Here is a 20,660-nt window from a genome sequence, read left to right on the forward strand (position 1 = left end):
TGGCTTAAGCCAGGCCGGGCGCTGCCTAGACTGCCCGGATGAAAGTCCACGTTCTGTGCCCGGCCTCCTCGGTCACCGGCGGCCCCGAGGCGCTGCATCAACTGGTCGATGCCGGGCAACGCCTGGGCTACGACATGGCCATGCTCTACCTGCCCGAGGACGACCCGGACCCCACGCCGGCGGTCTTTCGCATGTACCAGCCGCGCGTGGTCAAGGAGATCGTCGACAGCCCCGACAGCGTGGTGGTGGTGCCCGAGACCGGCACCCTGCAGCTGCTGGAGCTGAAGCACGCCACCCGCGCGCTGTGGTGGCTGAGCGTGGAGCATTACTTCTCGCGCGCCGAGGCCCTGCGCCGCGGCGCCGCCCGCAGCCCGCTGGACTTCGTCTTCGACCCCCGCTTCGAGATCGTCCACCTGGCGCAAAGCGAATACGCCCGCCAGTGGGTGGCCGCCCGCGGCCCCAGCGCGCTGATGCTGACCGACTTCATCCGCGACGAGATCCTCGACCGCAGCCGCGCGCTGCGCGGCGGTGCGCGCCAGAACATCGTGGCCTACAACCCCAAGAAGGGCCTGGCCTTCACCCAGCAGCTGATGGCGGCCTCACCGCCCGAGGTGCAGTGGGTGGCGATTGAAAACATGAGCCCCGCCGAGGTGGCCCAGCTGCTGGGCCGCGCCAAGGTGTATGTGGACTTCGGCCCCCACCCCGGCCGCGACCGCATCCCCCGCGAGGCAGCACTGTGCGGCTGCGTGGTCATCACCAACACCCAGGGCAGCGCCGGCAACGCGGTGGACGTGCCCCTGCCCGAAGGCTACAAGTTCGACGAGCGCCACCCGCTGACCGTGCCGCTGGTGATGCAGCGCATCGCCGAGGCCATGGCCGACCACGCCACCCACGCCCAGCGCCTGGCGCCCTACGTGCAGTGGATCGAGGACCAGCGCCGCCTGTTCACCGAGGAGGTGTTCACCTTCCTGGCCACGGTGGAGGCCCGCCAGCGCGCGCGCCTGCGCGACAGTCTTTCTGCCTGAGCGAGGCCCGAGCATGAGCCAAGACACGACCCCCGCCGTCCACCTGTGCGTGACCGCCCCCGCCGGCGCCTGGGCCGGCCTGCACGACCTGGAACTGGCCCTGGCCCTGCGCGACGACCTGCGCGCCCTGGGCCTGGCACCCACGCTGGCCCGCCGCCGCCTGCAGCCCGGCGCCATCAACTACGTGATCGGCGTGGAACACGGCTTTGACGCCGCCGCCGCCCAGGGCCACGCCTGCGTGCTGGTGCGCGGCACCGGCGAGGCCAGCGCCCTGTCCACCCAGGCCCGCCGCCTGCTCAAGCGCTGGCCCGTGCTGGATGCCGACCCCGCCGCAGTGGCCGCCTACCGCGCCGACGCGCCCGAGGCGCCGCCCTACGCCCTGTGGCAGCCCGCCCCCGACCCCGCCACGCCCTGGCAGCCCACCCCCCAACGCCCGCTGGGCCTGGTGGTGGAAGGCCCGCTGAACGACCGCCAGCACGCCGTGCTGGCCGGCCTGCAACGCCTGGGCCTGCCCGTGCACCGCATCGACGTCCCCCTGGCCGGCCCCGAACGCCGCGCCCTGCTCAGCCAGGCCCAAGCCTGGCTGGCCCTGCTGCCACGCGACGACGCCGCCCCCGACCTGATGGCCCTGCGCCTGGCCCAGCGCCACGGCGTGCCCGTGCTGGCCGAGGTGGGCAATCGTGCTGCACTGCCCAACGATGCCGCGCACGCGCACATCCGCTGGTTCGAGGCGCGGGCGGACGACCTGCTGCGCGCCCTGGCCGACGGCCTGGGCGGGCCGGAGTTCGCCGGCATCGTCGAGCGCGATTGGCGCAGCCGCTTGTCTGACGACCGACTGGACGGTGCACGCGCCGCGTGGCAACTGGGCCAGCAGGTGTGGGCGGCTGCACAGCTGGCCGGCAGCGCGCTGCCGGTGCCCGACCGACTGCACCTGGACGACGGCCGCTCAGGCTACCGGCCGGGCTGGTTCAACGTGGGGGAGGGCGGTGATGCTGTCGGCCCCCTGGATGCCGCTGCGCTGCCGCTTGGCGATGGGCAGTGGACCCTGATTGATGTGGGTGAGCGGCGGCTGGATGACCCTGCCACCGCGACGCTGCTGGACACCGCGCTGCGGCTGCTGGCGGCGGAGGGGCGATTGGTGCTTCAGCTAGGCGCGGGCGATGCGTCCAACTGGGCCGAACGGCTGGCCCCGTGGCTGGATCGGTTCTGGGAGCGCGGGACGCTGCAGCAGCGGTTGTCGCTGTTGCATGCTGGGGTGTTGGATGACGGCGGGATGCCAGTTGCCGACCCGGGCTCCAGCCGTGTGCGGTTGGTGCTGACCCGTACAGACACTTCGCTGGCAGAGCGTAGTCGCGCCAGGGTTATGCACAAGCATCTGGCCCTGGAGGCCTGAATACCCCGGCATGGCGCTTGGCCCGCTGGACGGATGATGACCTAGGCCGGGAAGCGGACCAAGTGCCATGTCGGTGGGCGTTGTTTCCAGCGATAGGTTACGCGTCGCCGCGGGCCGCAGACATAGCCTCGCCGAACACATCGTCATACTTGGTTCCGAACGCGTATGCATCTAGGACTAGCTTGTTGTCAGCACGAAGCGGCTCCAAGACCCGACGAGACACAGAGCAGGACAGGGGCATGGATATCGTTCCGGGTTGTTCCAGACGTGCGCTGTGGCACAAGCCTGCAGCTATGTCTGCCCACATCAACAGACGTTCGTCTTCGTCGGTAGTCACGGTCACGTTCGGATGAGAAACGGTGTACCCAAGCTGCCAAAGGGCCGCGGCAGGCACGTTGGACTCGTTCCAAAACGACTTGAAGACTTCAATGTCCTCGGCCGAACTGAACTCCTTATCGCATGTGACGTCGCATTCGATGGCCGTACCGCCCAAGTCAGAGAAGACATGTCTTGGTCGGTCCTCCCGTAGAACGTGAGCGAGAGCCATGAAGCACGCTCTTGAAAGCAACTCATAGGCAAGCACGACCGGTAGCTTTGCCCAACCTGCTTTTGCGCGTGATTGGCTTGCGATCCTTGAGTGGAGCAGTTCGGCGTCCTTGATTGCGCTGCGCCACTGCGGAGTATCTCGATTTACAGTAACTGACGAGACGACGATCGCATGGTCTTGTAGAAACTTCGCAGCCTTGCGGACACCAGCCTTCGACTGGTTCTTCCACTTTGGTAACTGAATGGGCGTCTTGGATCGGAGTTCGGGCAAGTCCGCTTGATAAAAGGCCACCGCAGCCGCCGTTGTGAGCGGATTCGCCACAGTGGAGAGTGTGGGTCGGCCGGCAATGTCTGCAAAGAGCGCGATGCGGGGCATTGCTACGCCTAACGCCCGCGGTAAGCTGCGCAGTAGCAAAGCGGAGGGCGCCAAAGGGCAGAGCCTTTTGGCGTCAGCTTAAGCAACCGGTTAGGCGTCAGCATCCCGCCTCGACGGCAGCCCATGCATTAGTTGCCGCTTCTCACGAAACCTCGCTGCGATTAGCTGCAGCGCCCTGGCTTTGGGTGTCTTTGTCGTGATGTTCAGGTTGTTTGCGTCCGCAAAGCGCCTAAGCGCGTCTGCATCTGCCGCCTCTAGTTCACTTTGGACCTCAATCTCAAAGCCGCTCATCCATCGAGAGAAAAGTTCGTGGAATCGCTCTTGTTGCTGCTTAATTTCTTCTTCGGTCAGGGGTAGAGTTTTTTCTTGCTTCGCCTTGCGGTCTGACGCCTTTTTTTGCGCGGACGCGGCCTTCACGTCTAGTAGCGCAAGCACTCGGTCTAGCTTCTCATGAAGCTTGAAAAGTTCTTCTCGAAGTTCGTCGTTAGTCATTTTGTCTTCTCGTTCAAGAAGCTTTGAATTTGCTTCCAGAGATTCGAATATTGTGCAGCAAAGTCTGTGGGAAGACCCTCCTGAATGGCGCGCTTCATGCCAACCTTGTCAAAGATGGCTTGGTCAAACAGTCTCACGTTCAGGCCACGGTCAGCAGCTACATGCCTCAGGACATCCGCCGCATCATCAAGGTAGCGCTGAGTCTCGTTGCTGTAATGCTTGATTGAGCTCCCTCCGGGTTTCTTCGCACGGTTCATGAAAACGCCAATCTTGGGAACCGGAAATGGTTCTATACGCATGCGAAGGCTGTTTAATAGCAGCGACAGGCCTTTTGCCGCGAAGAAGTCAGGATTAATTGGGATCAGGACGAGATCGCAGGTAGACAAGACGGAGTAGCTCAAAAGGCTGAACGAGGGTGGGCAATCAAACAGCGCATAGTTGTACTTAGGCACATTCGATGAGTTCTGTACTTTTTCCAATAGACGCTGAATAAAGAATTTCACCTTCTCGCGATCAAACAACTCCAACTCTGTCCAGTAAAGGTCTTCGACAGACGGCACAAAGTGATAGCGATCAGATATCTTGTAGATAAAGTCATGATTGACGCCGAAATTGAACGCGGTTGGCTTGGTGAACTCATCAAGCGCGTCAAAGATTGTTTTCTTCTTGCTTATTGACCGCTCGTACCAATTAGTGAAATCCTTAAATGGATTTCCGTCTTCGTTCAGCGCTATAGCCTGGGTAAGCGACATCTGGGCATCGAGATCAAAAATTAGCGAGCTGACACCAGCGTCGCGAGCTGCAACGTTGCCCAGCGCCCAGGTGGCGGTCGTCTTGCCGACGCCGCCTTTGAAGTTGATAGTTGCGATGGTCTTCAAGGTGCCTCCTTGTATGGGCGCAATATATGTGGATTCTGACGCCTAAGGAAGGTTTGCACAAAGCCCGCGTGAGCATGGCAATGCGCTGAATCGATGTGAATGTGATGCCGCCAGCCGCAGATTCGCACCAGACGACCGCGTTCGGGCTACGGAATCTGCAGTGGCGAGGCCCATTTGGCAGGCTACAGACGCACTCATGCCGCCGCTCCGTTGAGTTTGCGCCGCACCAGCCACAGGTTGGCCAGCGCAAACAGCGTGTGCAGCTGCGCCCTGTTCTAGGCCAGACCGCGGTAGCGAACCTTGGCATGTCCGAGCTGGCGTTTGACCACGCGGAAGGGGATGTTCAACCCGCGCCCAGATGCCGGCCTTCACGCGCTCCAACTGCTGGACGAGTCGACCCAGCGGATCGCTTGGGTCCAGCGTCTTGCGCGAGCCCGGCCGCATGGTGAAATGCCAGGTCACGCCGTCGCGGGCGTCGGGCCGCTTACTTGCCCCATGGTAGTGCGCGTCTGCAAAGACTTCGCGGTCGCTGCTGGGCATCTGGTTGTTGGCCTCGATCACATCGTTGACCGCGCCGCTGGTGCCCTTGACCGTGTGGACCAAGCCCGACTCGATGTCCACGCCGATGTGGCACTTCATGCCGAAGTACCACTGCTGGCCCTTGCGGCTTTGCTTCATCTCCGGGTCGCGCTCACCGCTGCTGTTCTTGGTCGAGCTGGGTGCAGCGATCAAGGTGGCGTCCACCACGGTGCCGCTCTTGAGCATCACGCCCTTGGCGCTCAGCAGGTCGTTGATGGTCTGCAGGATCTGGGCAGCCAGATTGTGCTTCTCCAGCAAATACTGGAAGCGCAGGATTGTGCTCTCGTCAGATAGTCGCTCGTCGCAGCTTTCAAGTCCCGCGAACTCGCGGAACACCGGCATGTCGTGCAGCGCCTCTTCCACCGCCGGGTCGCTCAGCGCAAACCACTGCTGCATGAAGTGAATGCGCAGCAAGGTCTCGGGCGAGAACGGTGGGCGGCCCCGCTTGCCTTCAGGGAGATACGGCGACACCAAGGCCACCAGATCAGCCCAGGGCACGACCTTCTCCATCTCGTCCAGGAACTCCCGGCGCCGCGTTCGCTTGGCCGTCTGTCCCAGGCCCAGGCTGTGCTGCTTCATGGTCCCTATCGTCTCAGGGCTTCACGTCGATGCCAAGCACGACGTGGAGCGATCTATTCAGACCTTCCTTAGACTTTTGTGATGCGCATACCCTTTTTAACTGCCTCAAAGAATGCCTGACTCTTTAGTAATGTTGGCCATGAGCCCTCGGAGTCGCTCCCCTTCGCAAAGGTCTTAAGTGCGGCCTTCTTGATGTACTTTTGTATAGAGGCTTGAGCGACTTTACTGAACTGTTGGTCGCCAATTTGATAGCCAACAAGTGTGGCAATGAAGAGGCTTGCTTGAGGAAGCATTAATACGAACTCGTCCCACTTGACCGGCGTAGGCGAGCCAAGAAGCTTGGCAAGGTCTGCGTTTTGAGACTTTGCTGGCTTATTTCTCAGTGCCTTTACTTGCTGTTTCAGGTCATCAATCGACTTCATGATGCCATGAGCAAATGCGAGCTTTTCGGCAGTAAAGTTGGAGATTGCTATCAGTTCAAATTTTCCGCCGGATTGTGCCGATATGAATATGTTCTTCGGATTCTTCTTCGCTAAGTCGAGGTCTTGGATAAATACAGCGCAATATGCCTGACATCCGCTTTGGAGTTGAATAATCTTGGAGTCATTGCCAATCTTTGACAGCAAATCAGCTCGCTCCGAGTCTGTAAGGTTTTCCCAGTCACCTGGCTTTCTCTCGAGATACCATCCAAGCGGCAAAAGCGCATGCTGCATTTGGATAAAGAACGGGTGATTGGACCTAAGAAATGAAGGCTTTACGATTGTTTGATTATTGAGGTTTACAGCGACATGGCCTGCAAAGTCTTTGTTGCCACCGATAGAGATCACACGAAGCAGTACCTTAACGTCAGCCTTCAGTTTCTTGTCTTGGCTCGCTGCATGAATTTGGCGAATGGTTTGCCCACCATTGACAATCTGAGGGCGCTTGATCCGCAAGATCCATGAAGGTTGATCGTACTCCCATTCATCGCATAATATTGTTATGCCATTGTTGTAGAAATAGAAGTTCTCGCTTTCGCTTGATGTGGCGCTGATGTAAATGTCTTTGTTCGCTGCGGTGGCGCCCTCACTGTTTCTGATGTTCTGTTGAAGGAGTTTTTCACCGTGGGTTTCGAATGTGTCTGACAGGCTTTTCCCGTCCACATGGCAGACCAGAGATTTGTGCTCGCTTATTTTTGTCTGATATGGTGGGGTGTCAATTTTCCATTGAATTTCGGAGTTGACGGTGGGTATGCTCTGTAGATATATCTTATCTAGCAGGTCGTTGAGTGTGACGACCTCGTAACTAAAGGCGTTTCGATTCGGTCCATTAAGGGCATTAAGTTTTGATTCAATCCTCGACTGCTGGGATTTGGATAGTCCTTTGCCTGATGAGACGAAAACAATTTTGTACGCGGTCCGTATTGCGGACCTGATTTCGTTGAATATGTCTTCAAGGCCTGTTTTCTTTTTTCTTGGCAGCAGGAATACATCTATGGTTGCAAGCAGTCCGTCTACTGCTGCATCTTCAATTCCGCTGTGTTTTGATTTTGGATTTTTAAACTGAAAGAATCGAACTGTCGAGCCATCTTCTGATATATCAATTGCATCAATTTTTTCATCCTCAAATCCATCGGTTATGATTTCATCCGCTTCGGATTTGGTCATTTGCTCGATTCTCTCGAAGTACCAGTGAGGAAAAGCGACGCCTGGGTCGGGTTGTTGACTCACTAGATTCAAGTATGGGCGGGATGTCGCCAGATGCAATAATTCCGTATCAAGCTGGCCTTTGAAAAGATCGGTGACTGCGCTTGTTGTCATGGTTTCCTCCTGGATGTTGTAGTGGTCGATTCGACAAGTTGTTGGGTCTAACGTGAAGCTCAGGGACGCGCCGCTTGGGGCGCGTCCCCTGGAGCGATGGGTTGGGAGCCTTCAGTGGGGCCAAAGCTCTTGATGCCCCGCATTATTCGATCAGATACCCACAGCGTGCTAAGTGCGCAGATCGTCATTCCGCCACCAGCCCCAACCATTTCAAATCCAGTCAGCAAATCGCCGCTTAGCAGATTCGTGTGTCCGGCCCATACCCCGGTTGCAAGGGGCAGCAGACAGGCAGACCTGATACCACCCTTTAGCAATTCATGTAAGGTAATGCTTCCGATTTCAGGCGAATGAGAAAACGCTAGCTGATAGTGCTTAAGTGTTTCTTCAAAATAGCGCTCCGATGACTCTACGTCCTCAGGGTCGAGGAGAAGCTCATCGAGCATCATTGAGTACGCGGCCAGCAACTCACCGCTTAGCTTTGGAATTTTGCGATCTTGCAAATACTGGCTTCCGCTAACTTCTTCAAGCCAATATCTCAAACCGTGCCAAGCAATATTTCTCCGTTGGAGGCATTGGACAGTGATCTCTTTCCTGTCGAGATCAACAACGACTGCAGGCCTTCTCAAAGACAACTGCACATTAAGCGACTGACGGATGAATGCATTTTGCGTCTCAAGCCAAGTAGGAACTTTCTCGTGATTTGGTCGATGCTTTCCATTGTGACCGGGAGGAAGTGGACCTAGGGAGGCGAGATCAAGGTACTGCTGATAAGTTGTCGTGCATTCATTTGGGATGCCAACGCAACTTGCTAGAAAATCCGGCAGATCCCCCTCTAGCCGCTGAGGCAGATGAACGATCGTGGCGTACATGTCGCTTCGCGTTCCGAAGCTGGAAATTGCTCTGCTTTCAACACTGAACATGAACGAAATCTCCTTTCGAAAGCGATGATGCTACTGGTGCCCAACAGATAGCGTTTATCTGCCGAGCACGACGGCCGGCAGCGTGCTCGGCGGGCAGCCGAGGCAGATAAACCGTGTTGAACTGAACCATCGTGCCGTCCCTAGCCGCGGAGGCCTCTGTGGCGGCTTAATGGGGATTGGATCGCCCGGGGCCGCTGTTTGAGCCCATTATGGTGGCAGGGCCGCCGGCGTAAAGCCCCCCGGCATGGGGGTTTGCTCGGTTTGGCGCGGCGCTGCGGGTAACGGCGCTGAGCCCGTGCGCATCGCGCGGTGTCAGCCCTGCGCGGGTGGCGCACAGCTGCTCCGCGCCACATATTGAGTGCTGGCGCTGCGGCGGTGTGTGTTGGCTAGACTCGGCGTGTGTAGTTGCGGCGCCCGGGCCAGCATGTGCTGAGGTGATGCCGGCCCCTGGGGCTGGCAGACGGCGCAGGCCGTGCGGGATCTGGATCACCTGCAGCGGGCTGCTCCAATGCTACTCGGGTCTGGGCCCACTGGGTCCTCTTGGAGCCGTTGGCCGCACGCTGTTGTGCCGGATGCGCTGCAGGCCGACGGGCAGCACGCGCTGGAACTGCCGGCTGATGAACTCGCTCGTGGCCAAGTGCGTGTGCGTTGAACGCCTGGGCTTATGGCACGCACGCTGGAGGTCGACAGCACCGACAGAATTAATGCGCCCAACTTCCGCGATGGATGGGTACGAGCGCCTCAGCGGCGCCCGCCTCGCTCAGCGCAACGGCTGCCCCACCCCACCCGCCAACGACCACAACAGCGCCACCGACTGCTGCCCATCGTGCAGCGCGTCCACATAGGCCAGGCGCAGGTTGAAGTGGTCGCCCTCGGCCGACATCACGTCGAAGAGGGAGCGACGGCCCAGTTGTTGCCACATCTGCAGGGTGTCGTCGCGCACCCGTTCGGAGTCGCGCAGGACCTGCACCACGTCGCGGGCGCGGGTGAAGGCGGCTTCGGCTTGGCCCTGGACCTGGTCGATGCGGTTGAGCAGGGTGGCCAGGGTGTCTTCGCGCTGCAGGCGGGCGGCTTCGGCGCGTTGGCGGGCGGCGCGCTCGGCGGGGGCGGCGCCGGGGTTGTAGAGCGGCAGGCTGAGGGTCACGCCGGCCTGCCATTGGCTTTGGCGGTCGCCGGCCAGGTCGCGGCTGGCCTGCACGGCCCAGCTCACTTGGGGGCGCTGGCTGGCGGCGGTGGCGTTGGCCAGTTGTTCGGCGGCGTGCTGTTGGGCTTCCAGTTGCAGCACTTCGGCGGCGCAGGTGGCGCGCTGGTGCGGTTGGGGCAGCGCGTGCGCCGCTGTGGGTCAGCCGGGTCCTGTCGGTGAGGGTTGGCCAGACTCCCGCGGCGACGGCCTGACCTCTGCGTGCGCCTCTTTGGTCGGCATGTGAACCACCTGGACTCGGCCGGCCTTCATGTCGAGGATGGACTGCAACAGTTCCGCGCCCCGGTTGCGCAGTGTCTTGAACCGCGTGAGCGGCTTGGGGGGGACGTGGCTTGGACTGGGAGGACACCGGGAATCTTCTTCATCGGTGCGCCGATGTGTGGCTCGCGCCTGCGGCGGATCATGTGCCCACTCCAGGATGGCTGGCGGATGGACGGGCGGCAATAGGGGGAGCATCAGGCTTGCCGAAAGCATGATGTTGCCATATGCTATGCCATATGGCAGAGCAGCACACCCCCAAGCAACGTCCCACCGCGCGCATCGGCTGGAACAACCGCTCCCAGACGGTGACGATGCCGCTTGAGTTTCGGTTTCCGGAGTCGGTGCGCGAGGTATTCATCCGCCGCGAGGGCGAGAGCGTTGTGTTGACGCCGCGACCCACGGATTGGTCCGGCTTTTTTGCTTTGGGCTTGACCGCGTCGGCTGACTTCATGGCGGAGACGGAACGTTTGCCCGTCCAGGAGCGCCGGTTTTGATGTTGCCGCTGTACATGCTGGACACCGACACCTGCATCTTCCTGATGCGCGGCGAGTCGGCGGTGTTGGCGGACAAGGTGCAGTCGGTTCCGCTGCAGCAGCAGCTGATGTCAGCGGTGACTTTTGCCGAGTTGAGCTATGGAGTGCAAGCCTCGGCCGCGGCCAAGCGCAAGCAGAATCAGCAGGTGCTGGACAGCCTGGCCCTGCACCTGGCGGTGCTGGACTGGCCGCAGGAGGCGGCGCCCCACTATGCAGAGATCCGCGCCGACCTGAAGCGTCGCGGCGCGCAACTGGGCGCCGCAGACCTGATGATCGCGGCGCATGCGCGGGCCTTGGGCGCGACCGTGGTGACGAACAACGTCAAGGACTTCGGGCGCGTCAAGGGGCTGCGGGTCGAGAACTGGACCCGGTAGCCAATCGGGGCCAAGTCGGCCTCGCGTGACTGGGCTGGAAGGACGTTGTCGTCAAGCCCGCCGCGCTTACCGCAGCGGCTGCTGCACCCCACCCGCCAACGACCACAACAGCGCCACCGACTGCTGCCCATCGTGCAGCGCGTCCACGTACGCCAGGCGCAGGTTGAAGTGATCGCCCTCGGCCGACATCACGTCGAAGAGGGAGCGGCGGCCCAGTTGTTGCCACATCTGCAGGGTGTCGTCGCGCACGCGTTCGGAGTCGCGCAGGACCTGCACCACGTCGCGGGCGCGGGTGAAGGCGGCTTCGGCCTGGCCGTGGACCTGGTCGATGCGGTTGAGCAGGGTGGCCAGGGTGTCTTCGCGCTGAAGGCGGGCGGCTTCGGCGCGTTGGCGGGCGGCGCGCTCGGCGGGGGCGGCGCCGGGGTTGAACAGGGGCAGGCTCAGGGTCACGCCGGCCTGCCATTGGCTTTGGCGGTCGCCGGCCAGGTCGCGGCTGGCCTGCACGGCCCAGCTTAACTGCGGGCGCTGGCTGGCGGCGGTGGCGTTGGCCAGTTGTTCGGCGGCGTGCTGCTGGGCTTCCAGTTGCAGCACTTCGGCGGCGCCGGTGGCGCGCTGGTGCAGTTGCGGCAGCTCGGGCAGTTCGGTCATCAGCGCGGCCAGGCTGGGCACGTCGGGCAGGTACTCGCCCACGTAGCGGCGCAGCCGGGTGTCGGTCAGTTGCATGGCGCTCAGCGCCTGCTGGCGTGACAGCTGCGCCTGCTGCAACTGCTTGCGGGCCTGCACCAGTTCGCTGGCGCGGCCGCGGTCGCGGGCGACGATGTCTTCCAGCGCCTGCACCAGGGTGCAGACCTTGTGGGTGTACTGCTGCCACACCTGCGCCTGCAGGCGGTAGCGGCTGCGATCGAACGCCAGGTTGACCACCTGCACGCGCAGTTGCTCGGCGGCGTTCAGCTGGCCCTGGCGGGCGGCTTCGGCCAGCTGGCCGCGCCAGTCTTCCAGCGCCTGCTGGCGGCCGCCGTCCCACAGCGGTGCGCCCACCTGCAGGGAAGGGCGGTTCAGCGCATCGCTGCGGCTGGGCAGCAGCTGGCTGCGGCTGCCGGTGGCGCCCACCATCCAGCTCAGTTGCGCCTGGGGCTGTTTGGCGGCCTGGGTTTCCTGCAGGTCGCTCTGCGCGGCCTCGGTCAGCAGTCGGGCGGCGCCGATGGCCTGGCTGCGCTGTTCGGCCAGGGCCAGCAGTTGCACCAGGCTCTGGCGCGGCGGCGGTGATTCCGCCGGCTGGGCCAGCGCGGTGGGCGGCTGGCAGCCGGTGGGCTCGGCGTGGGCGGGCAGCGCCAGCAGCACGCTGGCAACAAGCGAAAGCGTGTGGGCGTGTCTCATCGTTCACGGAAGGCCTCGCGGGCCTTGAGCAGGGGGCGCAGCACGAACTCCAGCACGGTGCGCTCGCCGGTGTTCACCTCCACCGTGGCGGTCATGCCGGGGATCACCGGCAGCACCTGGTCGGCGCTGCGCAGGTGGTTGGTCTGGATGCGCACCAGGGCGCGGAACCAGGTGGCATCGGGCGCATTGGGCGGGCGCTCGGCCTCGCCCAGGGCGTCGGGGCTGATCGATTCGACAGTGCCGCTCAGGCCGCCGTACAGGTTGTAGTCGTAGGCCGACAGCTTCACCTCGGCCGCCTGGCCGATGCGCACGAAGCCCACGTCGGCGGGCTTCAGGCGCATCTCCACCAGCAGGTGCTCGCTGCGCGGCACGATCTCCAGGATGGGTGCGCCGGGCGAGATCACGCCGCCCAGCGTGTGCTGGCGGATGTTCTTGACCAGGCCGTCCACCGGCGAGTTCACCACGGTGCGGCGCACCGCGTCCTCGCGCGCCACCATCTGCTCGTCCAGCTGGGCCAGCTCGCCCTGCACGCGCAGCAGCTCGGTGCTGGCGTCCTGGCGGAAGCGGTTGCGGCGCTCCAGCATCTGCTGCTGCATGTCGTTGATCTGGCGGCGCAGGCGCACCACCTCCACCTCGGACATCAGGCCGCGCTGGGCCATGTCCTCGGCCACCGCCAGTTCCTTGCCCACCAGCGCGATGCTCTGGCGGTTGGCGCCCACGGCTTCTTCCAGCAGGCGGCGGCGGGCCTGGAAGGCCTCGGTCTCCATGGCCACCAGGCGGGGCTGGTCCTTCAGTTCAGCAGGGAAGCTGGGTTCGCGGCCTTGCACCTCGGCCTGCAGGCGGGCGGTGGTGGCCAGCAGCGCCAGACGGCGCGCGGCGCCTTCGTTCTGGGAGGATTCAGCGCGGGTGGGGTCGATGCGCAGCAGCGGCTGGCCGGCGCGCACGGCCTCGCCCTCGCGCACCAGCAGCTCGGCCAGCAGGCCGCCTTCCAGGCTGGAGATGACCTGCTCGCGGGTCTCGGGGATCACGCGGCCTTCGGCGCGGGTGATCTGCTCCACGCGGGTGGTGGCGGCCCACAGCGCGGCCAGCGTGATGGCCACCGCCATCAGCCACAGCGCCAGGCGCGGCGCGCGGCGCGGCTCCAGCTGCTGGGCGGCGCGCACGGCGTGCAGGAAGTCTTCGTCGCCGGGGCGCAGCGGGGCGTGGGTGGGGCGGGGGGAGGCGGCCTGGGCGGCGTTGAGCAGGCGCTTGCTGGCGCGCTCCGGGGCAGGCGCAGCAGCGGGCTCAGGCGGCAGGGTGTGCTTCAGCGTGGGTGGCTGCGTCACCGGCGCGCCTGTGGCCAAGGGCTGCCGCTCGGGCGGCGCCGAGAACCAGCGGCGGGTGTCGGGCGGCTTCATCGCGCGGGGGCTGCGGCGGGCGCAGCGGCTGGTTTGGCAGCGCCGGACAAGGCGGCCAGCACGGCGGCCTTCGGGCCGTCCATCACCACGCGGCCGGCATCCACCACCACGATGCGGTTCACCAGCTCCAGCACCGCGGGCCGGTGGGTCACCACCAGCAGCGTGCGGTCACCGGCCGAGGCGGCCAGGCGCTGCAGGAACTGCACTTCAGACTGCGCGTCCATCGAGCTGGTGGGCTCGTCCATCAGCAGGATGCGCGGCGTGGTGATCAGGCAGCGCGCCAGCGCCACCAGCTGGCGCTGGCCGCCCGACAGCAGTGCGCCGCGCTCGCCCACTGGCAGGTCCCAGCCCAGCGGGTGGCTGGCCACCAGGCGGTCCAGGCCGGTCAGTGCGGCCACCTGCTGCAGGCGCACGCTGTCGGCATGCGAGCGGCCCAGCAGCACGTTGTCGCGCAGCGTGCCGGCAAACAGGCGCGGGTCCTGGGCCACAAAGCCGATCTGGTCGCGGTAGTCCACCGGGTCGATCTGGCGCAGATCAATGCCGTCCACCTCCACCCGGCCGTCGGTGGGCTGGTACAGGCCCGCCAGCAGGCGCAGCACCGTGGACTTGCCCGAGCCGATGCGGCCCAGGATGGCCACGCGCTCGCCAGGGGCGAACTGCAGCGTCACGTCCGACAGCACCTTAGGCGGCCGGTCCTGGCCGGTGGGCGGGTAGGCAAAGCTGGCCTGGCGCAGGGCCAGGCCGCCGCGCAGCTGCGGGCGCACCACGTACTGGCGCTGCTCGTCGCGCTCCAGCGGCAGGCGCATCAGGCGGTCGAGTGCGGTCATCGCGGCGCGGGCACCCTGGTAGCGGTTGGCCAGCGCGATCACGCTGCCCAGCGGCGCCACCGCGCGGCCGGCGAACATCACCGCGCCGATCAGCGCACCGGCGGTGATCACGCCGTCATGGATCAGGTACACGCCCCAGACCAGCATCACCACCGTCACCAGCTGCTGCGCGCTGCCGCTGAGGTTGTTGCTCCAGGCGCTGACCGAGCGGGCGCGCAGCGCCGATTCGGCCGCCAGCGCGGTGGCGTCTTCATAGCGGCGCAGGAAGCGGCCCTGGGCGCCGCTGGCCTTCAGGTCCTCCAGGCCGTCCACGGCCTCCACCAGCACGCCCTGCAGGTCGGTCTGGTGGCGCAGGCCCGCGTTCATCGCGCGGCGCAAGGAGCCCTGCATCACCAGCACCACGGCCAGGATCAGCGGCACCGCGCCAGCCAGCACCCAGCCCAGCGGGCCGCCGACGATGAAGGTCATCGCCATGAACAGCGCGATGAAGGGCAGGTCGGACAGCGTGGCCAGCGTGGCCGAGGCGAAGAAGTCGCGCACGGTTTCGATCTGCGCCAGGTGGTGGGCGTAGGCGCCGGCCGACACCGGCCGGTGCTCCATGCGCACGCCCAGCGTCTGGCGGAACAGCAGCGAGCCGATGATCAGGTCGGCCTTGCGGCCCGACACGTCGATCAGGTGGGCGCGGATCTGCCGCGCCGCCAGGTCCAGCCCCAGCGCCAGCACGGCGCCGGCGGCCAGTGTCCACAGCGTGACGAAGGCCTGCTGCGGGATCACCTTGTCGAACACCACTGAGCTGACCAGGCCGGTGACCAGCATCATCACGTTGCTGATCAGCGCGGCCAGCAGCGCGGCGCGGTAGTAGGGCACGAAGCGGCGCAGCGTGCCCCACAGCCAGTGGCCGCCGTGGCCCAGCAGGCCGTTGTCGTCCTCGTCGTGCACCACCGGCAGCTGCGGCGTGGCGGCGATCACATGGCCCAGGTATTCCTGCGACAGCTCCTGCTCACCCACGATCAGCGTGGCGCCGCCGGCGGCGGGCAGCACGATCTCGTAGGAGCGGCCGCCGTGCTGCGGCGATTCAATGCGGCGGCGCAGGATGCAGGCGTCGTCGTCGCGCATCAGCGCCACCACCGGGAACAGCAGCGGACTGATGTCGGCCAGCGGGCGCGGCAGCAGGCCGGTGCGGTAGCCCGCTTGGGTGAGGGCGCGCAGCGCCTGCGCGGGCGTGAGGGCGTGACCGTCCACCGGCACGCCCACCAGCAGTGCGCTGGCCGAGCGCTCGCGGCCGTGGTGGCGCGTCAGCCAGACCAGCGATTGCAGCAGGGCGTCGTGCTCCATCGCCACCCGTTTCGGGGCGGCGGTGGGGGCAGCGGCGGCGGTGGCGGTGCTCACGCGGTGGCCGGGCTCATTCGGGTTGGCGCGCCTTCAGCGCCAGGGTGGCGAGCGCGTCCTCGAACTCGCGCACACGCGCGGGCATGTCGAACAGCGGCGACTGGCGGCCCTCGCGCTCCAGGTAGCGGCGGTACGAGCGGGCACGGCCGGGCGAGCGGCCGATGGCGACGGCCAGGCGCTCGTAGTCGGGCAGGGTCTCGGTGATCAGCTCGGGCAGGCCCACCGCGGTGAGCAGGCTGCCGGCCATGCGCGAGATGTAGCTGCGCCCGGCCAGCGTGACGATGGGCAGGCCCATCCACAGCGCATCGCTGGCGGTGGTGCCGGCGTTGTAGGGGAAGGTGTCGAGCATCAGGTCGGCCAGCGCGAAACGGGCCAGGTAGTCGGGCGGCGCCACGCGCGGCGCAAACACCAGGCGCTGCTCGGCAATGCCGTGCTGCGCAGCGCGGGCCAGCAGGTTGGCGCGGGTCCAGTCGTTGTCGGCCAGCAGCCACAGCACGCTGCCGGGCACCGCGGCCAGGGTGCGCATCCAGCTGTCGAACACCTCGTCGGTGAACTTGAAGTTGTTGTTGAAGCTGCAGTAGACGAAGCCGTCCTCGGGCAGGCCGTACTGCGCGCGGGTGGGCACCGCGCCCACCGGGCGCTGGCGGTCACTCACCTGGTAGCACACTGGCAGGTAGATCGGCCGCTCGGTGTGGAAGGGCAGCAGCGCCTCGGGCATGACGAAGCGGTCGGCGACGATCCAGTCCACGCCGGGGATGGCGCAGGTGCCGGGAAAGCCCAGGTAGCTCACCTGCACCGGCGCCGGGCGCAGCGCCAGGATGGCGGGCCGCGCGCCATTGGTCAGGCCCTGCAGGTCGATCAGCACGTCGATGCCCAGGCCGGCGATCAGCCGCGCGGCCAGCGTGTCGTCCATCTGGCCAATGCGGTAGACGTGCTCGAAAGACTTCAGCAGCCGCTCGCGCAGCGGGCTGCCGTCTTCGCGGCTCCAGCAGAAGGCAAAGGTCTCGAAGCGGCTGCGGTCGTGCAGCTCGAAGAGCTCGGCGGTGAGCAGGCCCACCGCGTGCATCGCCAGGTCGCCCGACAGGTAGCCGATGCGGATGCGGCCCTCGCGCCGCGGGCCGCTGGTGTGCAGCGGGGGGTGGTTGGTCCTGGGCAGCTTCTCCTGCACGAAGCGCAGCGCGGCCATCAGCTGGCGCGCCGGGTCGTCGCTGACGCTGAGCATGGCCAGCGCCGAGGTGCCCAGCAGCAGCTGGTTGGGCGTGACCTCGCCCACGGTGCGGTACAGCGGCCACTCGCACTGCTTCTGGCGGATGTGCACGTAGTGCTGGATGACGTCGAACTGGTCGGGCTTGATCGTGAGGCTGTCGACCATGTGCGCCTCGGCCACGTCGAAGCGGCGCAGCTGCTCGTTCAGGCGGGCCAGGTTGTTCAGCGCGTGCAGGCACAGCTCGCGCTGCTCGGGGCGCGGGTCGTCGGGCAGGGGGCGGGTGTCGGCCACCACACGGGCCCACTCGGCCAGCGCGCCGTCGGTGTCGCCACGGCGCTCCAGCGCGTGGCCCAGGTTCAGCCGGGCTTGGGAGAAGGCCGGCAGCAGGGCCAGGGCCTCGCGGTAGGCGGCTTCGGCCTCAGGGTCGCGCTGGCGGGCGGCCAGCAGCGTGCCCTGGTTGAACAGCGCCACATGGCGGAAGGGCGAGTCGGTGTGGGCCAGCCACTCGGCGTACAGGTGGATCGCGGTGTCGTCGTCGCCCCGGGCCTGCCAGGCGGCGGTGCGGTCCAGCAGCTCGGCCAGCGGACAGGCGCCGCTGCGCAGGCGCGCCAGATCGGCCTCGGCGGTCGAGGCTACGGGTGCGGCAACGGGGTCGGCAAGGGTGGTCGCGGGCATGGCTGGGACACAGAGAGGGTCTCCAGCCGATGCTAGTCAGGGCGGCCCGGGGCCATGGGGCGGAATAGGCGGGCCAAGGCGGGGCAGATCCGCCAGCCGCAGCGCGGGGGGATGTGCCTCAGCGCGGCGGCAGAAACGCCTGCAGCGCGCCCAGGCTGCGCGCCGGCAGCTCTTCGTGGGGCGCATGGCCCAGGCCGGCCAGCACCTGGAACTGCGCGCCGGGGATGCGCCGGGCGAACTCGGCGCCGGCGGCGGGCGGCACCACGCGGTCCTTTTCGCCCCACAGCAGCAGCGTGGGCAGGCGCAGGCTGGCCAGGCGCTCGACATCGCGCCCCGGCTGCTGCTGCAGCAGGGCCTGGCGCAGGGCCTGGCGGTTGCCGTCGCGCAGCAGCAGTTCGAAATGGCGATCGACCAGTTCAGGCGTCAGGCGCCGCGGGTCGGCGTAGACCGCTTCCAGCGTGGCCTCGACCACGCCGCGCGGCAGCAGCGACTGGCCCAGCCAGCCCAGCACCGGCACGCGGGCCAGGCGCAGGCCCGGGGGCACCTCCAGCGGCTCGATCGCCAGGCCGGTGGCGTCCAGCAGCACCAGCCGGCTGATGCGTTCGGGGGACCGGCTGGCCAGCTGCCAGGCCACCTCGCCGCCCAGCGAATGGCCCACCAGCACCACCTGGCGCAGCTTCAGCTGGTCCATCAGCTGCAGCGTGAAGCGGGCCAGGGTTTCACTGCGGTAGTCCTGGGGCTGGGGCTCGGGGAAGGGGCCGGTCAGGCCGGCACCGGGCAGATCGAAGCGGATCACCCGGCGCTGCGCGCGCAGTGCGCTGGCCCAGCCTTCCCAGGTGTGCAGGCTGGAGCCCAGGCCGTGGATGAACAGCAGCGGGGTGGGGTCGTTGCGCGGCCCCTCGTCGCGCAGATGGACCATCAGGCCGCCCACGTCCACCAGCTCGGAGGGCCGTGGCGCCCAGCGGGCCACCAGCGATTCCGGCGAGCGGTCGGGCGCCCGCGCCAGCGGCAGGGCCACGGCGGTCAGCATCAGCAGGATACCGAAGGCGCGCAGCAGGACGGACAGCATCGGCCGATTCTAGGAGCCGCCCCAGGGGGGCCCTGACCCCCTTGGGTAACGCGAGTGTGACTTCTGTGGGACCTGAAACGTGGGGGGTGGGAGCGGCCTTTGGTGGGCGGCTGGTAACACTTTGCGACACTGTGTCGCCCACGAAGAACCCACGAGGAGACCCGGACCCATGCCCGCATTGAAGTCGTCGAAGACCCTGGCCTGTGCGCTGACGCTGGCCAGCCTGGCCTGCGCTCCGCTGAGCGCCGCCGCCGCCAGCTGGACCCCGGTCGCGCGCACGCCGCCCAACAGCGTCGAGACCATGCTGCTGCTGACCGACGGCACGGTGCTGGCCCATTCCTACGACGGCCCCGGCAACATCTGGCTCAAGCTGAGCCCGGACGCCAACGGCAACTACGCCAACGGCCGCTGGAGCCGCGTGGCCGGCATGGGCACCAACCGCCTGTACTTCGCCAGCCACGTGCTGCGCAGCGGCGACGTCTGGGTGCTGGGTGGCGAATACAGCGGCCCCAACCTGGACGCCAACTGGACCAACACCGGCGAGTGGTACGACACGCTGCGCAATGTCTGGACGCCGATCGCCCCGCACCCGGAAGCCAACTTCGGCGACGTCCCCACCATGCTGCTCGACAAGGACCGCATCCTGGCCGGTTCGCTGTTCAACCGCAGCACCTACCTCTACGACATCGCCAGCAACAGCTGGACCCGCGCCGCCGACAAGGCCTACGACGACAGCAGCGACGAGGAAACCTACGTCAAGCTGCCGGGCGGCAAGGTGATGGTCTATGACCTGTTCCGCAGCATCGCCACCGGCGGCGGCTACGCCGAGGTCTACGACCCCAAGACCGGTCTGTGGAGCGGCCGCAGCCCGTCGGACGGCACCGCCGCGGGCAGCATCCCGCAGCTCAGTAGCCCGGCCATGGGTTACGAGATCGGCGGCGCGCTGGCGCTGCGCAGCCGCGACCGCGGTGGCCGCGTGATCACGATCGGCGCCACCGGCCACACGGCGCTCTACGACGTGGCCAGCAACACCTGGTCGGCCGGTCCGGACATCATCGGCACGCTGCCCAACGGCGCCCAGGGCCTGTTCGGTGCGGTCGATGCGCCGGCGGCGGCGCTGCCCGACGGCCGCGTGATGCTGGCCGCCGATGCCAGCCCCTCCACCGGCACCGCCTTCTCGGGGCCGACGCAGCTGTTCACCTACAACCCGGCGAAGAACACCATCCAGCCGCTCAGCCCTGCGCTGCCGGTCACGCTGGGTGACCCGGCCTTCGTGCACCGCATGCTGGTGCTGCCCACCGGCCAGGTGCTGTTCACCCGCGGCGGCACCGATGTGTGGATCTACACCGCCGACGGCGCGCCGCCCGACAAGGCCCGGCCCACGGTGGAAACGGTGCGCTACGACGGCAAGGGCCGCTTCACGCTGAGCGGGCGCCAGCTGACCGGCGCCAACGCCGGCAGCACCTATGGCGACGACGCCGAGTCGGACGAGAACTACCCCATCGTGCGCTTCGGCCAGCCCGGCGGCAGCTCGGTCTGGTACGGCCGCACCTCCAACTGGAAGAGCACCGACGTGCAGGTGCGCAAGATCACCAGCACCCGCTTCACGCTGAAGACCGGCACGCCGGCCGGCCTGGTGAGCCTGGCGGTGAGCGCGGCCGGCGTGGAATCGCTGCCGGTGTGCCTGACGCTGACGGCGGACCAGGTGGCCGGCACCGGCAGCGCGGCCGATATTCCGCTGCAGACCTGTCCCTGAGGCGGAC

The 20,660-nt window shown here is 65.9% G+C and carries 17 protein-coding genes and 1 pseudogene; 5 read left to right on the top strand and 13 right to left on the bottom strand.

The genetic code is table 11. From position 1 onward, the window contains the following. Positions 1 to 38: 38 nt before the first annotated feature. Both KAK03_RS20360 and KAK03_RS20365 read left to right on the top strand, forming a co-directional pair. Positions 39 to 1,025 (top strand): hypothetical protein, encoded by a 987-nt coding sequence (locus KAK03_RS20360; RefSeq protein WP_210856536.1) that lies wholly within the window; start codon positions 39 to 41, stop codon positions 1,023 to 1,025. 13 nt (positions 1,026 to 1,038) lie between these two features. Then, the gene (locus KAK03_RS20365; protein ID WP_210856537.1) at positions 1,039 to 2,418 is read left to right on the top strand and encodes a hypothetical protein; all 1,380 of its coding nucleotides are present in this window, start codon (positions 1,039 to 1,041) and stop codon (positions 2,416 to 2,418) included. 97 nt (positions 2,419 to 2,515) lie between these two features. Here KAK03_RS20365 and KAK03_RS20370 read toward each other — a convergent pair whose 3' ends face one another. The 8 genes and pseudogenes from KAK03_RS20370 to KAK03_RS20400 all read right to left on the bottom strand — a co-directional run bounded on the left by KAK03_RS20370 (position 2,516) and on the right by KAK03_RS20400 (position 9,872). After that, a complete protein-coding gene (locus KAK03_RS20370) occupies positions 2,516 to 3,340 on the bottom strand; it encodes a hypothetical protein (protein ID WP_210856538.1) in 825 nt (274 codons plus the stop codon). A gap of 90 nt (positions 3,341 to 3,430) precedes the next feature. Continuing rightward, complete coding sequence (locus tag KAK03_RS20375; RefSeq protein ID WP_210856539.1) at positions 3,431 to 3,832, bottom strand: hypothetical protein; 402 nt, start codon at positions 3,830 to 3,832, stop codon at positions 3,431 to 3,433. Continuing rightward, positions 3,829 to 4,710 carry a ParA family protein gene (locus KAK03_RS20380; protein WP_210856540.1) on the bottom strand — a complete coding sequence of 294 codons (882 nt, stop codon included), beginning with the start codon at positions 4,708 to 4,710 and terminating at the stop codon, positions 3,829 to 3,831. Before KAK03_RS20380 ends, KAK03_RS20375 begins: the two co-directional genes overlap by 4 nt. 194 nt (positions 4,711 to 4,904) lie before the next feature. Beyond that, positions 4,905 to 5,868: pseudogene (locus tag KAK03_RS20385) on the bottom strand (IS5 family transposase). A 68-nt stretch (positions 5,869 to 5,936) separates the two neighbouring features. Then, a complete protein-coding gene (locus tag KAK03_RS20390; protein ID WP_210856541.1) occupies positions 5,937 to 7,667 on the bottom strand; it encodes an AIPR family protein in 1,731 nt (576 codons plus the stop codon). Between the two features lie 59 nt (positions 7,668 to 7,726). Continuing rightward, entirely contained in the window at positions 7,727 to 8,587 is an 861-nt protein-coding gene (locus KAK03_RS20395; protein WP_210856542.1) for a hypothetical protein, read from the bottom strand. 511 nt (positions 8,588 to 9,098) lie between these two features. Then, a complete protein-coding gene (locus tag KAK03_RS25535; protein WP_375140993.1) occupies positions 9,099 to 9,332 on the bottom strand; it encodes a transposase in 234 nt (77 codons plus the stop codon). Between the two features lie 15 nt (positions 9,333 to 9,347). Further along, positions 9,348 to 9,872 carry a TolC family protein gene (locus tag KAK03_RS20400; protein ID WP_210856543.1) on the bottom strand — a complete coding sequence of 175 codons (525 nt, stop codon included), beginning with the start codon at positions 9,870 to 9,872 and terminating at the stop codon, positions 9,348 to 9,350. 413 nt (positions 9,873 to 10,285) lie between these two features. Here KAK03_RS20400 and vapB point away from each other — a divergent pair, with 413 nt between their 5' ends. Both vapB and KAK03_RS20410 read left to right on the top strand, forming a co-directional pair. After that, on the top strand, positions 10,286 to 10,543 hold the full coding sequence (gene vapB / locus KAK03_RS20405; protein ID WP_210856544.1) for a type II toxin-antitoxin system VapB family antitoxin: 258 nt from the start codon (positions 10,286 to 10,288) through the stop codon (positions 10,541 to 10,543). 14 nt (positions 10,544 to 10,557) lie between these two features. After that, positions 10,558 to 10,956 (top strand): type II toxin-antitoxin system VapC family toxin, encoded by a 399-nt coding sequence (locus KAK03_RS20410; protein ID WP_210856545.1) that lies wholly within the window; start codon positions 10,558 to 10,560, stop codon positions 10,954 to 10,956. Positions 10,957 to 11,022: 66 nt separating this feature from the next. Here the strand turns inward: KAK03_RS20410 and KAK03_RS20415 are convergent, their stop codons facing one another. From KAK03_RS20415 to KAK03_RS20435, 5 genes are all read right to left on the bottom strand, one after another. Next, positions 11,023 to 12,333, bottom strand: coding sequence for a TolC family protein (locus KAK03_RS20415; protein WP_210856546.1), 1,311 nt, complete (start codon positions 12,331 to 12,333; stop codon positions 11,023 to 11,025). Then, positions 12,330 to 13,730 (bottom strand): HlyD family type I secretion periplasmic adaptor subunit, encoded by a 1,401-nt coding sequence (locus tag KAK03_RS20420; protein ID WP_210856547.1) that lies wholly within the window; start codon positions 13,728 to 13,730, stop codon positions 12,330 to 12,332. The genes KAK03_RS20415 and KAK03_RS20420 overlap by 4 nt, the downstream gene beginning before the upstream one ends. Further along, the gene (locus KAK03_RS20425; RefSeq protein ID WP_210856548.1) at positions 13,727 to 15,946 is read right to left on the bottom strand and encodes a type I secretion system permease/ATPase; all 2,220 of its coding nucleotides are present in this window, start codon (positions 15,944 to 15,946) and stop codon (positions 13,727 to 13,729) included. The genes KAK03_RS20420 and KAK03_RS20425 overlap by 4 nt, the downstream gene beginning before the upstream one ends. 13 nt (positions 15,947 to 15,959) lie before the next feature. Beyond that, a complete protein-coding gene (locus KAK03_RS20430) occupies positions 15,960 to 17,828 on the bottom strand; it encodes an O-linked N-acetylglucosamine transferase, SPINDLY family protein (RefSeq protein ID WP_210856549.1) in 1,869 nt (622 codons plus the stop codon). A 118-nt stretch (positions 17,829 to 17,946) separates the two neighbouring features. After that, complete coding sequence (locus KAK03_RS20435; protein WP_210856550.1) at positions 17,947 to 18,897, bottom strand: alpha/beta fold hydrolase; 951 nt, start codon at positions 18,895 to 18,897, stop codon at positions 17,947 to 17,949. Between the two features lie 169 nt (positions 18,898 to 19,066). Between KAK03_RS20435 and KAK03_RS20440 the strand changes: the two genes are divergently transcribed. Then, positions 19,067 to 20,653 (top strand): Kelch repeat-containing protein, encoded by a 1,587-nt coding sequence (locus KAK03_RS20440; protein WP_210856551.1) that lies wholly within the window; start codon positions 19,067 to 19,069, stop codon positions 20,651 to 20,653. The last annotated feature ends 7 nt before the right edge of the window (positions 20,654 to 20,660 follow it).

It is taken from the genome of Ideonella alba, from assembly GCF_018069845.1.
Lineage (GTDB): Bacteria > Pseudomonadota > Gammaproteobacteria > Burkholderiales > Burkholderiaceae_C > Ideonella > Ideonella alba.

Coding starts and splice junctions, on each gene's coding strand:
- KAK03_RS20360 (WP_210856536.1), top strand. CDS start 39: ATGAAAGTCCACGTTCTGTGCCCGGCCTCCTCGGTCACCGGCGGCCCC.
- KAK03_RS20365 (WP_210856537.1), top strand. CDS start 1,039: ATGAGCCAAGACACGACCCCCGCCGTCCACCTGTGCGTGACCGCCCCC.
- KAK03_RS20370 (WP_210856538.1), bottom strand. CDS start 3,340: ATGCCCCGCATCGCGCTCTTTGCAGACATTGCCGGCCGACCCACACTC.
- KAK03_RS20375 (WP_210856539.1), bottom strand. CDS start 3,832: ATGACTAACGACGAACTTCGAGAAGAACTTTTCAAGCTTCATGAGAAG.
- KAK03_RS20390 (WP_210856541.1), bottom strand. CDS start 7,667: ATGACAACAAGCGCAGTCACCGATCTTTTCAAAGGCCAGCTTGATACG.
- KAK03_RS20395 (WP_210856542.1), bottom strand. CDS start 8,587: ATGTTCAGTGTTGAAAGCAGAGCAATTTCCAGCTTCGGAACGCGAAGC.
- vapB (WP_210856544.1), top strand. CDS start 10,286: ATGGCAGAGCAGCACACCCCCAAGCAACGTCCCACCGCGCGCATCGGC.
- KAK03_RS20410 (WP_210856545.1), top strand. CDS start 10,558: ATGCTGGACACCGACACCTGCATCTTCCTGATGCGCGGCGAGTCGGCG.
- KAK03_RS20415 (WP_210856546.1), bottom strand. CDS start 12,333: ATGAGACACGCCCACACGCTTTCGCTTGTTGCCAGCGTGCTGCTGGCG.
- KAK03_RS20420 (WP_210856547.1), bottom strand. CDS start 13,730: ATGAAGCCGCCCGACACCCGCCGCTGGTTCTCGGCGCCGCCCGAGCGG.
- KAK03_RS20430 (WP_210856549.1), bottom strand. CDS start 17,828: ATGCCCGCGACCACCCTTGCCGACCCCGTTGCCGCACCCGTAGCCTCG.
- KAK03_RS20435 (WP_210856550.1), bottom strand. CDS start 18,897: ATGCTGTCCGTCCTGCTGCGCGCCTTCGGTATCCTGCTGATGCTGACC.
- KAK03_RS20440 (WP_210856551.1), top strand. CDS start 19,067: ATGCCCGCATTGAAGTCGTCGAAGACCCTGGCCTGTGCGCTGACGCTG.